The organism is Streptomyces fungicidicus (genome assembly GCF_003665435.1).
GTDB classification, from domain to species: Bacteria; Actinomycetota; Actinomycetes; order Streptomycetales; family Streptomycetaceae; genus Streptomyces; species Streptomyces fungicidicus.
On record NZ_CP023407.1, the window covers coordinates 6,290,476 to 6,302,720 of the forward strand.

General features: G+C 71.8%; 13 protein-coding genes. 4 read left to right on the plus strand and 9 right to left on the minus strand.

The features are described from left to right. Nucleotides 1-123: 123 nt before the first annotated feature. The 6 genes from CNQ36_RS28410 to CNQ36_RS28435 form a co-directional block, all read right to left on the minus strand. The gene (locus CNQ36_RS28410) at nucleotides 124-1,245 is read right to left on the minus strand and encodes an LOG family protein (protein WP_121548068.1); all 1,122 of its coding nucleotides are present in this window, start codon (nucleotides 1,243-1,245) and stop codon (nucleotides 124-126) included. A 50-nt stretch (nucleotides 1,246-1,295) separates the two neighbouring features. Beyond that, nucleotides 1,296-1,703 (minus strand): VOC family protein, encoded by a 408-nt coding sequence (locus CNQ36_RS28415; protein ID WP_004924815.1) that lies wholly within the window; start codon nucleotides 1,701-1,703, stop codon nucleotides 1,296-1,298. 120 nt (nucleotides 1,704-1,823) lie between these two features. Next, nucleotides 1,824-3,152, minus strand: coding sequence for a hypothetical protein (locus tag CNQ36_RS28420; RefSeq protein WP_121548069.1), 1,329 nt, complete (start codon nucleotides 3,150-3,152; stop codon nucleotides 1,824-1,826). After that, nucleotides 3,134-3,880 carry an ABC transporter ATP-binding protein gene (locus CNQ36_RS28425; protein WP_040906053.1) on the minus strand — a complete coding sequence of 249 codons (747 nt, stop codon included), beginning with the start codon at nucleotides 3,878-3,880 and terminating at the stop codon, nucleotides 3,134-3,136. The genes CNQ36_RS28420 and CNQ36_RS28425 overlap by 19 nt, the downstream gene beginning before the upstream one ends. 217 nt (nucleotides 3,881-4,097) lie before the next feature. Continuing rightward, the gene (locus CNQ36_RS28430; protein ID WP_040906052.1) at nucleotides 4,098-5,462 is read right to left on the minus strand and encodes an aspartate aminotransferase family protein; all 1,365 of its coding nucleotides are present in this window, start codon (nucleotides 5,460-5,462) and stop codon (nucleotides 4,098-4,100) included. A 2-nt stretch (nucleotides 5,463-5,464) separates the two neighbouring features. Continuing rightward, nucleotides 5,465-5,983 carry an Lrp/AsnC family transcriptional regulator gene (locus CNQ36_RS28435; RefSeq protein ID WP_004924809.1) on the minus strand — a complete coding sequence of 173 codons (519 nt, stop codon included), beginning with the start codon at nucleotides 5,981-5,983 and terminating at the stop codon, nucleotides 5,465-5,467. Between the two features lie 196 nt (nucleotides 5,984-6,179). On the opposite strand from CNQ36_RS28435, the gene CNQ36_RS28440 reads away from it, so the two are divergent. Further along, entirely contained in the window at nucleotides 6,180-7,619 is a 1,440-nt protein-coding gene (locus tag CNQ36_RS28440; RefSeq protein ID WP_121548070.1) for a gamma-aminobutyraldehyde dehydrogenase, read from the plus strand. A gap of 106 nt (nucleotides 7,620-7,725) precedes the next feature. Next, nucleotides 7,726-8,247, plus strand: a complete 522-nt coding sequence (locus CNQ36_RS28445; protein ID WP_004924806.1) for a hypothetical protein — start codon at nucleotides 7,726-7,728, stop codon at nucleotides 8,245-8,247. Nucleotides 8,248-8,260: 13 nt separating this feature from the next. On the opposite strand, the gene CNQ36_RS28450 is transcribed toward CNQ36_RS28445, so the two are convergent. Both CNQ36_RS28450 and CNQ36_RS28455 read right to left on the minus strand, forming a co-directional pair. Beyond that, nucleotides 8,261-8,956: a glycerophosphodiester phosphodiesterase gene (locus CNQ36_RS28450; RefSeq protein ID WP_121548071.1), complete on the minus strand. Its 696-nt coding sequence runs from the start codon at nucleotides 8,954-8,956 to the stop codon at nucleotides 8,261-8,263. Nucleotides 8,957-8,974: 18 nt separating this feature from the next. Beyond that, a complete protein-coding gene (locus CNQ36_RS28455) occupies nucleotides 8,975-10,036 on the minus strand; it encodes an adenosine deaminase (protein ID WP_121548072.1) in 1,062 nt (353 codons plus the stop codon). Nucleotides 10,037-10,203: 167 nt separating this feature from the next. On the opposite strand from CNQ36_RS28455, the gene CNQ36_RS28460 reads away from it, so the two are divergent. Next, nucleotides 10,204-10,884 (plus strand): DUF4190 domain-containing protein, encoded by a 681-nt coding sequence (locus tag CNQ36_RS28460; RefSeq protein ID WP_121548073.1) that lies wholly within the window; start codon nucleotides 10,204-10,206, stop codon nucleotides 10,882-10,884. Between the two features lie 77 nt (nucleotides 10,885-10,961). Beyond that, nucleotides 10,962-11,423: a DUF4190 domain-containing protein gene (locus CNQ36_RS28465; RefSeq protein WP_004924801.1), complete on the plus strand. Its 462-nt coding sequence runs from the start codon at nucleotides 10,962-10,964 to the stop codon at nucleotides 11,421-11,423. A gap of 80 nt (nucleotides 11,424-11,503) precedes the next feature. Here the strand turns inward: CNQ36_RS28465 and CNQ36_RS28470 are convergent, their stop codons facing one another. Continuing rightward, nucleotides 11,504-12,100: an NADAR family protein gene (locus CNQ36_RS28470; RefSeq protein ID WP_121548626.1), complete on the minus strand. Its 597-nt coding sequence runs from the start codon at nucleotides 12,098-12,100 to the stop codon at nucleotides 11,504-11,506. Between the last annotated feature and the right edge of the window lie 145 nt (nucleotides 12,101-12,245).

Sequence of the window (12,245 nt, forward strand, 5' to 3'; positions counted from 1 at the left end):
ATGCGGGGGGTTGAGGGAGTGTTGACGGAGCATCAGCACTCCCATGTAGCTCCCAGGTCTATAAGCGCCACATAAGTAGTGTCAACGCATATGCCTATAGCAGTCCCGGGCTTTGCCTTCTTATTAACCACCCAGACGTTTCAAGGCCTCCGGGGCGTCCTCGATCCGGTCAACCAGGGCGATTCGGGCCTCCATCGAGCGCTCCCGGGCGAGCGACCGCAGCAGCGGCCAGGCCGGCAGCCGCTCCGTCCAGTGGGCCCTGTCCACCAGCACCATGGGCGTGGGCTCGCCGCGCGACTCGTAGTAGTTCGGCGTCGCGTTGTCGAACACCTCCTGCACGGTGCCGGCGGCGCCCGGCAGGAAGACCACACCCGCGTTGCAGCGGGCCAGCAGCCCGTCCTCGCGGGTGGCGTTGGCGAAGTACTTCGCGATGTGCGAGGCGAAGGCGTTCGGCGGTTCGTGGCCGTAGAACCAGGTGGGGATGCCGAGCGAGTGGTTGCCCTTCGGCCAGCGGGTGCGCACCTCGAAGGCGGCGCGGGCCCAGTCGGTGATCGACGGGGTGAACGAGGGTGCCCCGGCTAGGAGTTCGCAGGCGTCGTCCAGCATCGACCCGTCGTACGGGGCCGCGTAGGCGCCGAGGTTCGCCGCCTCCATCGCGCCCGGACCGCCGCCCGTCGCCACGGTGAACCCGGCGTGGGTGAGCGCCCGCCCGAGCCGGGCGGCGCCCCGGAACTCCTCGGTGCCGCGGGCCATCGCGTGACCGCCCATCACCCCCACGACCCGTGCTCCGCGGAGCAGTTCGTCGAGGGCGTCCGACATGGAGTCGTCGTGGACCGCGCGCAGCATGGAGGCGAGGATGTCGCCGTCCGACCTGGTCCGCTGGAACCAGGCGTAGGCCAGCGCGTCCGGTGTCGCCTCGTAGCCCTTGTCGAGCGAGGCGAACAGGTCGCCGGGCGTGTAGAGATGCCCCCGGTAGGGGTCGAAGGGAAGGCCCGGGACGGGCGGGAGGACCAGGGCGCCCCCGGCGCGGACCTTCTCCGCCGCGTCCGGACGCATACGGCAGCCGAGGAAGACGGCTCCCGAGGTGTCGGTGGTGAGCAACTCCCGGGTCCGGTCGGTCAGATCGACGGCCTGGACACGGAATCCGGAGAGCGTGCCGCGGGACGAGACGATCGCGTCGAACTCCTCGAGTGTCTCTATCTCGCGGTCCCCGTGATGGGCGGCATGGGCGGGACTCGTCTGCACCCGCCCATGCTAGGCCCTGCCGTCGAACTCCCGTCCGGCCCTTGTCGTCCTCAGCCCTGCACCGCCGCCGGGTCCATCCACGTGACCTCCCAGGTGTGGCCGTCGAGGTCGTCGAAGGCGCGGCCGTACATGAAGCCGTGGTCCTGGGTCTCGCCGGAGATCGTTCCGCCCGCGGCGACGGCCTTCTCGACCAGCTCGTCGACCTTCTCGCGGCTCTCGGCGCTCAGCGCGATCAGCACCTCGCTGCTCTTCGTGGCGTCCACGATCTCCTTCTTCGTGAACTGCGCGTACTTCTCCCGGGTCAGCATCATCGCGATGATCGTGTCGCTGATCACGACCGAGGCGGCGGTCTCGTCGCTGAACTGCGGGTTGATCGTGTAGCCGAGCGCGGTGAAGAACCTCTTCGTGGCGTCGAGGTCGTTGACGGGCAGGTTCACGAAGATCATCTGCTGGTACATGGGGTGCTTCTCCCGTTCGGTTCCGTAGCGTTCGAGAGGTTGGACCGGGGAGCCGCCCGGAACTCATCGGCCCGCGGGGACATTTTTCGGACCGGTTCCCCGGACCGCCGGTGCGGGCGCTCAGCCGGCCAGCGGCCAGGCCGAGAGCTGGGCGACCACCAGGGTGAGCGGCCCGAAGAGGGCGAGCAGCGCGCCCGCGCGCAGCGCGGCGGCCCGGCGCAGAGTCCCGGTGGCCGCCCCGAGGCGCCGCAGAGCGGCGGTGGTGCCGGCGTGGGCCTGTCTGGCCTCGACCGCGGCCGTCAGCAGGGTCGCCACCGTGCACCCGGCCACCAGCAGCACGCCGAGCGCGACGAGCGGTCCCGCGGAGGTGTCCTCGCGGTCGTGCAGCGAGGCCATGGCGTACGCGGCCGACATCACCGCGCAGACCACGCCCAGCGGGCGCCCGATGCGCGTGGCCTCGGTCATCAGGACCCGCCCGGCCAGCAGGCGCAGGGCACCCGGCCGCACCGCCTGGAGCAGCCTGCCGCACAGATGGGTGAGGCCGGGGCCGGCCAGGGCGAGCCCCACGGCGGTGAGCGCCAGACCGAGCAGCGCGGAGGGCCGGTCACCCGGCGTGCCCCCGCCGCCGGCACGGCTCGCGAAGGCCTCCACGGCCAGCCCCACTGCCAGCACCGCGATGCCCCACGGCAGCCCGGACGGCGGCGTGAGCGGGACGGCGGGCGGCGCGTCGGGCGCGGCGTCGGCGGGTGTCCCGGGAGCGCCTTCGGCGGACCCGTCGGGCGCCGGTTCCGGCGCCGGGCCGGGCGTCCGCCGTCCGCGTGCGGCGGCGCCCAGCTGCTTGCCGAACCGTCCGTACGCCCCGAAGGTCTCCCGGACCGCCGTGCGCCGGTAGGCGCCGAAGCGTCCGTACGCCGGCACCGCCCGGGCGGCGCCCGCCACCGGCTCGCGCGGCCGCAGCGCCACCGCCACCGCGGCCGACGCGCTCAGCGGCACCAGGGCCAGCAGGGTCAGGGCGGCCGGCAGCGGCAGCGGCTGCCCGGGGGAGAGGAAGTCCGTTCCGGCGCCGTCGAAGGGCATACCGGTGAGGTCGCCGCGCAGATGCAGGAAGACCAGCAGCGCCAGCACCGAGCCCAGCAGGCAGGAGAGCGCCGTGGTGGCAGCCGAGACCGCCATCAGACGGGCCGGGCCGAGCCCGATCGCCGACAGCCCCGGCCGGGGCCGGGTGCCCGGATCGGTACGGGCGACCCCGACCGCGAAGTACACGGTGGCCGCCAGCGGCACCCCGCACCAGGCCAGCCGGAGCGCGGACGCGGACGGGTCCGGGTGGCCCAGGGCGTGTCCGAGGGCGCTCAGCAGCAGAAAGCCCGTGCCCGCCGACGCGGTCGCGACCAGGACGCGGCGCAGTTGCACGGCGGGGTGGGCGGCCCGGGTCAGACGGAGAGCGAGCACGTCGCCCGGCCTTCCGTCTCGGCCGTCGCGGAGACCGGCGGGAGATGGACGGTGCGCACCCGCCGCCCGTCGAGCAGCGACACCGTGCGGTCGGCGAGGGCCGCGGTCTGCGGGTCGTGTGTCGCGAGGACCACCGTGATGCCGTGCGAGCGGGCCGCGGTGATGAGCGTGCGCAGCACATGGGCGCGGTCGGCACGGTGCAGTGGCGCGGTCGGTTCGTCGGCGAACAGCAGCGAGGGCGCCGGGGCGAGGGCGCGGGCGATGCAGACCCGCTGCCGCTCCGCGTGCGTCAGCTCCGCCGGATGACTGCGGGCCCGCTCGCCGATGTCGAGGCGCTCCAGCCACTCCAGCGCGACCGTCCTGGCGCGGCCGCGGCCGGCGCCGCGCAGCATCAGGGGCAGGGCGGCGTTCTCCCAGACGGTCAGCTCGGGCACCAGCACCGGTTCCGGATCGACCCAGCCGAAGCGGTCCCGGCGCAGCCGCTCCCGGGCCACGGGGCTCATGGTGTGCACGGGGACGCTGTTGAACCAGACCTCGCCCGCCGCGGGCAGCAGGCCGGCCAGACAGCGCAGCAGAGTCGTCTTGCCGCTGCCGCGCGGACCGCCGACGGCGAGGATCTCGCTCTCCCGGACACCGAGCGAGACCCCGCTCAGCCCGGGTGAGCCGTCGTCGTACCGGTACTGCAGGGATCGTGCCCAGAGCACGTCGTTGTCCGGTGGGGCCACCATGGCGTACACCTCGGTTCGGATCGGAAATGCCGTGCGCGGTTCGGGTAAGTCCCCCATCCGGGGGAACGAAGGCAGGGCCGATCGGTCACAGGAACGCTAGGCAGGCGACGGTGGGTGGCCGGACAGCACGCGGCCCCGGGGGCCCGTTTCTCACTCGAACGGGCGGCCCCGGGGCCGGTGTTGATCATCCAGAAGGAAGATCGGACACTCTTGTGGCCTACAGCTTGGTCCAGGCCTCGGAGAGGGTCCCGCGCAGGATCTGCTCGATCTCGTCGAAGGTCTCCTGGTTGGAGATCAGCGGCGGGGCGAGCTGGACGACCGGGTCGCCGCGGTCGTCGGCACGGCAGTACAGGCCGTTCTCGAACAGCTTCTTGGACAGGAAGCCGTACAGCACCCGCTCGGTCTCGTCGGCGTCGAAGGACTCCTTGGTGTTCTTGTCCTTGACCAGCTCGATGCCGTAGAAGAAGCCGTTGCCGCGGACGTCGCCGACGATCGGCAGGTCGTGCAGCTTCTCCAGGGTGGCGCGGAAGGCGGCCTCGTTGTCGAGCACGTGCTGGTTGAGGCCCTCGCGCTCGAACAGGTCGAGGTTGGCGACGCCGACCGCCGCCGACACCGGGTGGCCGCCGAAGGTGTAGCCGTGCAGGAAGGTGTTGTCGCCCTTGTAGAACGGCTCGGCGAGGCGGTCGGAGACGATGCACGCGCCGATCGGGGAGTAGCCCGAGGTCATGCCCTTGGCGCAGGTGATCATGTCCGGTACGTAGCCGAACTTGTCGCAGGCGAAGGTCGTGCCGAGCCGGCCGAAGGCGCAGATGACCTCGTCCGAGACGAGCAGCACGTCGTACTGGTCGCAGATCTCGCGCACCCGCTGGAAGTAGCCGGGCGGGGGCGGGAAGCAGCCGCCGGCGTTCTGCACCGGCTCCAGGAAGACCGCCGCGACGGTGTCCGGGCCCTCGAACAGGATCTGCTGCTCGATCTGGTCGGCGGCCCAGCGGCCGAACGCCTCCGGGTCGTCGCCGTGGATCGGCGCCCGGTAGATGTTGGTGTTGGGCACCTTGTGCGCACCCGGCACGAGCGGCTCGAACGGCGCCTTCAGGGCCGGCAGTCCGGTGATCGACAGGGCGCCCTGCGGGGTGCCGTGGTAGGCCACCGCGCGGGATATGACCTTGTACTTGGTCGGCTTGCCGACGAGCTTGAAGTACTGCTTGGCGAGCTTCCAGGCGGTCTCCACCGCCTCGCCGCCGCCGGTGGTGAAGAAGACCTTGTTGAGGTCGCCCGGGGCCTCGTGCGCGAGCCGCTCCGCCAGCTCCACGGCCTTGGGGTGGGCGTAGGACCACACCGGGAAGAAGGCCAGCTCCTGCGCCTGCTTGGACGCCGTCTCCGCGAGTTCCGTACGGCCGTGGCCCGCCTGCACCACGAACAGGCCCGCGAGGCCGTCGAGGTAGCGCTTGCCCCGGTCGTCGTAGATGTGGGTGCCCTCGCCCCGGACGATGGTGGGGACGGGGGAGTTCTCGTACGAGGACATGCGGGTGAAGTGCATCCACAGGTGGTCGTACGCGGACTTGCTGAGGTCGTCGGTGCTCACGGTTATCGGGTTCCCCACATGTAGGTCTGCTTCTTGAGCCTGAGGTAGACGAAACTCTCGGTGGAGCGCACCCCGGGGACGGCCCGGATGCGTCCGTTGATGACCTCCAGGAGGTGGTCGTCGTCCTCGCAGACGATCTCGACCATGAGGTCGAAGGACCCCGCCGTCATCACCACGTACTCGCACTCGTCCATGGCGGCCAGCGCGTCGGCCACGGACTCCACGTCGCCCTCGACGTTGACCCCGACCATCGCCTGCCGGCGGAACCCCACGGTGAGCGGGTCCGTGACGGCGACGATCTGCATCACGCCCTGGTCGAGCAGCTTCTGCACCCGCTGGCGCACGGCCGCCTCCGACAGGCCCACGGCCTTGCCGATGGCCGCGTACGGCCGGCGGCCGTCCTCCTGGAGCTGCTCGATGATGGCGAGGGAGACGGCGTCCGGATGGGGACCGCCGCCGTTCTTGGACTCGCGGGAGTCCCTGGGGTCTGCGCTTCGACTGGCCACGGGGCCACTCTGCACGACGTATCGACAGTTTTGCAAGGCTCGATCGATGAAATTCGTTGTCTGCGGCACCTCTGCTTGCGGATTTCGCAGGGTCGGGGCGGGCGGGGGTGTTGAAAACGTCAGCCGTCGGTCTAGGGTGGGTGTCTCAGAGGCTGGACACTTCGACACCCCACACCTCGGACACCCACAAGGAACACCAGGAGGGCCTGCAGTGAGCACCGAGCTGCGTCGTCTGCGCAACTACATCGGCGGTGAGTTCCGGGACGCCGCCGACGGCCGGACCACCGAGGTGGTCAACCCCGCGACGGGCGAGGCGTACGCGACCGCTCCGCTGTCCGGACAGGCGGATGTGGACGCCGCGATGGCGGCCGCCGCCGAGGCGTTCCCCGGCTGGCGCGACACCACCCCGGCCGAGCGGCAGAAGGCCCTGCTGAAGATCGCGGACGCCTTCGAGGAGCGGGCCGAGGAACTCATCGCCGCCGAGGTGGAGAACACGGGCAAGCCCATCGGGCTGACCCGCACCGAGGAGATCCCGCCGATGGTGGACCAGATCCGCTTCTTCGCAGGTGCGGCGCGGATGCTGGAGGGCCGGTCGGCCGGCGAGTACATGGAGGGCCTGACCTCCATCGTGCGCCGTGAGCCGGTCGGCGTCTGCGCGCAGGTCGCGCCGTGGAACTACCCGATGATGATGGCCGTGTGGAAGTTCGCCCCGGCGATCGCCGCGGGCAACACGGTCGTCCTGAAGCCCTCGGACACCACCCCCGCCTCCACGGTGCTGCTCGCCGAGATCCTCGGCTCGGTGCTCCCCAAGGGCGTCTTCAACGTCATCTGCGGCGACCGCGACACCGGCCGCCTGATGGTCGAGCACCCGACCCCGGCGATGGCGTCCATCACCGGTTCGGTGCGCGCCGGCATGTCGGTCGCCGAGTCCGCGTCCAAGGACCTCAAGCGGGTCCACCTGGAACTGGGCGGCAAGGCCCCGGTCGTGGTCTTCGAGGACACCGACATCGCCAAGGCCGTGGAGGACATCTCCGTCGCGGGCTTCTTCAACGCCGGCCAGGACTGCACGGCCGCCACGCGGGTCCTCGTGCACGAGTCCATCCACGACGAGTTCGTCTCCGCGCTCGCCGAGGCCGCCGCCGGCACCAGGACCGGCATGCCGGACGACGAGGACGTGCTCTTCGGCCCGCTGAACAACCCCAACCAGCTCAAGCAGGTCGAGGGCTTCATCGAGCGGCTGCCGGCCCACGCGCGCGTGGTGGCGGGCGGCAAGCGCGTCGGCGAGAAGGGCTTCTTCTACGCCCCGACCGTCGTCTCGGGCCTCAACCAGGACGACGAGATCGTCCAGAAGGAGGTCTTCGGCCCGGTCATCACCGTCCAGTCCTTCACGGACGAGGACCAGGCCGTCGAGTACGCCAACGGCGTCGAGTACGCCCTGGCCTCGTCGGTGTGGACCAAGGACCACTCCCGCGCGATGCGCATGTCCAAGAAGCTCGACTTCGGCTGTGTGTGGATCAACACGCACATCCCGCTGGTCGCGGAGATGCCGCACGGCGGCTTCAAGAAGTCCGGCTACGGCAAGGACCTCTCGGCGTACGGCTTCGACGACTACACGCGGATCAAGCACGTGATGACGTCGCTCGACGGCTGAGTGCCAAGGCGTCGGCCCCGGACGGTGGACCACCGTCCGGGGCCGACGTGTTCCCGGACCGGAACCCATTTTTGAACATGTTCAATACGAGGCGTACGCTGCTGCCATGAGCGACAGAGCCGCCCTGCTCAAGGGCATCCGCGCCTGGCTGGTGTTCTTCGTCGTGTGCCTGGTGCTCAGCGGCGCCACGGCCTTCCCTCTGGTGCACGAACTGCGCTGGACCGAGGACCTGCTCCGGTCCCTGTCGGCGCCGGAGCACCTCCCCGGCCTCATGGACTGGATCGTGCGGGTCCGCCAGGGACTCGACAGCGCCGACGCCGAGTACCCGTTCCTCCTCTACGGCACCGACTGGCTCGCCTTCGCCCACCTCGTGATCGCGGTCGCCTTCTACGGCCCCTACCGCGACCCGGTCCGCAACGTCTGGGTCGTCGAGTTCGGCATGATCGCCTGCGCCGGCATCATCCCGCTCGCCCTCGTCTGCGGCCCGCTCCGCGGCATCCCCTTCTGGTGGAGCGTCATCGACATGGCGTTCGGGGTGTTCGGCGTCATCCCGCTGTACGCCGTACGGAAGAAGATCAAGAGGCTGGAGGCGCTCACGCCGAACCCGGTCCCGGCACCGGCTGTCTGAGGGGCGGCCGCCCTCAGGGCTCCCGGCTCGTGGCGCGCAGCGCGTGCAGGAGGTCGACGCGGTTGGTGGTGATGGAGTCGGCGCCCAGGGCCAGCAGACGGCGCAGCGAGCGGCGGGTGTCCGGGGTCCAGACGGAGAGCAGGTGGCCGCCGCGGTGGACGCGGTCGGCGAGGTCCCGGTCCACCAGGCCGAAGCGGTAGTTGAGCCAGCGCGGGCGGACCGCCTCCAGCAGGCCGGCCCTCGGCGGGGCCAGAGACGTCCAGGTGAGGGCGATCTCCGCGGCCGGGTCCGCCGCGCGCACGGCCAGCATCGCCTGCGCGCCCGCGCAGTAGTGGACCCGCTCCTGGGCACCCTGTCCGCGTACCGCGTCCACCACCCGGCGCACCGCGCGGACGTCCGGGCCGCCGGGCAGGTCGATCATCACCCGGCTGCCCTCCGTCGCCGCCAGCGCGTCGGAGAGCGAGGGCACGCCGCCGTCGGTGACCCCGCGCACCTCCTCCCAGGACAGCGCCGCCAGCGGACGGTCGTGCTCCCAGAGCCGCTTCAGCGTGGCGTCGTGCAGCAGCACCGGGACGCCGTCCCGGGTGAGGCGTACGTCGATCTCGACCGCGTCCGCGCCGCGCCGGAGGGCGGAGCGCAGCGAGGCGAGCGTGTTCTCACGGACGCGGTACGGGTCGCCGCGGTGCGCCACGGCGGTCACGTTCTGCATGGCGGCCCTTCGGGGTGGTCAGGAGGCGAGCCAGGACGCGGTGTGGGCGTCGATCTCGGACACCAGCCGCGCCTTGCCCGCCGGGTCCAGGAACGAGGCCTCGACCGCGTTCCTCGCCAGGTCGGCCAGCCCCCGCTCGTCGAGGTCCAGCAGCCGGGCGGCGACCGCGTACTCGTTGTTGAGGTCGGTGCCGAACATCGGCGGGTCGTCGGAGTTGACGGTCACCAGGACGCCGGCCTCCACGAACCGCTTCATCGGGTGCTCGTCGAGCGTGGCGACCGCGCGGGTGGCGATGTTGGAGGTGGGGCACACCTCCAGCGGGATGCGCCGCTCGGCCAGGTGCCGGAGCAGTTCCGGGTCGCGGGCGGAGCTGGTGCCGTGCCCGATGCGCTCGGCGCCCAGTTCGTTCAGCGCGTCCCAGACCGTCTGCGGGCCGGTGGTCTCGCCGGCGTGCGGCACGGAGTGCAGCCCGGCGGCGATCGCGCGGTCGAAGAACGGCTTGAACTGCGGGCGCGGGACGCCGATCTCCGGTCCGCCGAGACCGAAGGAGACCAGCCCCTCCGGGCGCAGCCGGTCGTCGGTGGCGAGCCGCGCGGTCTCCTCGGCGGACTCCAGCCCGGCCTCGCCGGGGATGTCGAAGCACCAGCGCAGCACGGTGCCGAACTCGGCCTCCGCCGCCTTGCGGGCGTCCTCGATCGCGGCCATGAAGGCGCCCTCGTCGATGCCGCGCCGGGTGGAGGAGAACGGGGTGATGGTCAGCTCGGCGTACCGCACCTGCTGGCGGGCCAGTTCGCGCGCCACCTCGTAGGTGAGCAGCCGGACGTCCTCGGGGGTGCGGATGAGGTCGACGACGGACAGGTACACCTCGATGAAGTGGGCGAAGTCCGTGAAGGTGAAGTAGTCGGCCAGGGCCTCGGGGTCGGTGGGCACCTTGGAGTCGGGGTGGCGCGCGGCCAGCTCCGAGACGATGCGGGGGGAGGCGGACCCGACGTGGTGCACGTGCAGCTCGGCCTTGGGCAGTCCGGCGATGAACGCCCGCAGATCGCGTGAGACGCGCGGCTCGACGAGATGGTCGGTCAAGGGTTCCTCCCCGGAACGGCGCCCCGGGCCGCACGGGCGGCGGGGCGCGGGTGATCGGCTGATCGGTGACTCGGGGTCATCGTAGGCGGTGGGCGGGGGTCGAGGGCCCGGCCGGTGCGGCGGACCCGTAGCATGACCGGACGATCGAGGCCAGGGGGGACTGCCAGATGACGGACGCGACGCAGCCGGGCGGGGACAGCGCGAGCGCGGACGACCCCTGGGCGGCCCCGGAGCGCAGGACCTCGCTGGACAAGGGCGCCGCCTCCGGCACGGGGAGACCGTCCGTGCACGACCAGCCCACCGTCACCTCGATGCCGGGCGCCGGTTTCGCCCCGCCCGCCGGAGGTACTCCGCCGGGCGGCACCGCACCGGGCGGCCCCGGGCCGTTCGACGCCATGGGCTCCGCGGTGCCCCCGCCGCCCGTCGCGCCCACCGGCCCCGGTGCCCCCGGCGGCTACGGCTACCCCGGCTACCCGACGGGCGGCTACGGCTGGCCCGGCATGCCGATGCAGCGGCAGAACGGCATGGGCGTCGCGGCCATGGTGCTCGGCATTCTGGCCTGCTGCCTGTTCTGCCTCTACGGCGTGGTCTCCGTCGTCCTCGGCATCCTCGCGATCGTCTTCGGCATCAAGGGCCGGCAGAAGGCCGAGCAGGGCCTGGCCGACAACCACGGACAGGCCCAGGCGGGCCTGATCATGGGCATCATCGGCCTCGTCCTGGGCGTCGCCGTGATCGTCCTGATAGCGATCGGCGTCACCGCCGCCATCAACAGCGTCCCGGACGACTGGGAGGACGAGGGCTCCTACGGCGCCCACCGCCCGGTGGCCACCGCTCCCGCCCTGCGCTGACCTTCCCGAAGGCGTCCTGAGGGGCGGACGGGATCACTATGATTGCCGGGTCAGTAAACGGAGGGGAGAGCGTTTTCATGTCCGGCACCAATCCCGCACCCGGTGGATTCGGGCCGCCGTCCCAGCCCCCGCAGCAGCCGGGGGGTCCCGGCTACGGCTACCCGCAGTCCGGCCCGTCCTACGGGTACCCCGGGGGCCCCGCGCCGCAGGGCATGCCCCCCGCGCCCTACCCCCCGTCGCCCGGCTACGCGATGCCCGTGCAGCCGAGCAACGGAATGGGCACCACCGGTCTGGTCCTGGGCATCATCGGCGTGGTCTGCAGCCTCACGTTCTTCCTGTGGTTCTTCGGCGTGGTCCTGGGCATCCTGGCGATCATCTTCGGCGCCATCGGCCGCGGGAAGGCGACCCGCGGCGAGGCCACCAACAAGGGCGCGGCGACCGCCGGCCTCGTCTGCGGCATCGTGGCCACGGTGATCCTGCCGCTGCTCGGCATCGCGCTCTTCGCCAGCGTCATGGGAGGGATCGGCGCCGCCTCCTGATCCAGGCCGCCGTATCTCCGAGGGCCGGTCCGACGGGACCGGCCCTCCGCCGTCCGCGAAGGCGCCCGCCCGGCCGGTGCTCAGCCCGCGCGCAGCCGGGCGCGGGCCTCCATCAGCGCGAACCCCAGCAGGTTCGGCCCCCGCCACCGCTCCGGGTCCGCCGCCCCCTCGTCGTGCGCCGCGGGGCCGATGCCCCACACCCGGTCCACCGGGCTCGCCTCGACCAGGACGCGGTCCCCGGTGCCCAGCAGGAACGCCCGCAGGTCGTCGTGCGCCGCGAACTTGTGCACGCTGCCCTCGACGACGACGCCGAACCGCTCCCGGCGCCATATCGCCTCGTCGAAGCCCCGCACCAGCCGCCCCGCCTTCTTCGCCTGAGCGGGATGCTCCGCGGCCAGCACCCGCCGCTCGCCCTCCGGGTCCGCGAACAGCCTGGCCTTGGCCGCCATCATCCAGTGCTCGGCGGTCGCGTACTCCACGCCGTCCACCGTGAACGGCGACGGCCACCACTGGCTCAGACAGCTCGCCCCGACCCGGCCGTCGGGCAGCGGCCGGTGCCCCCAGAAGTGGAGGTACCTGACCCTCGCCCCGGCCCGCAGCGCCTCGGTCAGCGCCTCCCTGGAACCGATCGTCCCCGTCGTCCCGCTCACCGCCACCCCCGTGATCTCTCCCTGCACGCCGAGTCTGCCACCCACCACTGACACTCCGTCCTGCCTTTTCCGTGGCTACTCGACACCTGGTCGACAGATTCCGTCGCGTAACCAAAAGGCAACAACGGAATCACTTGTTGGAGTCCCATTGCTCTGTCAGGATCGGCACTCA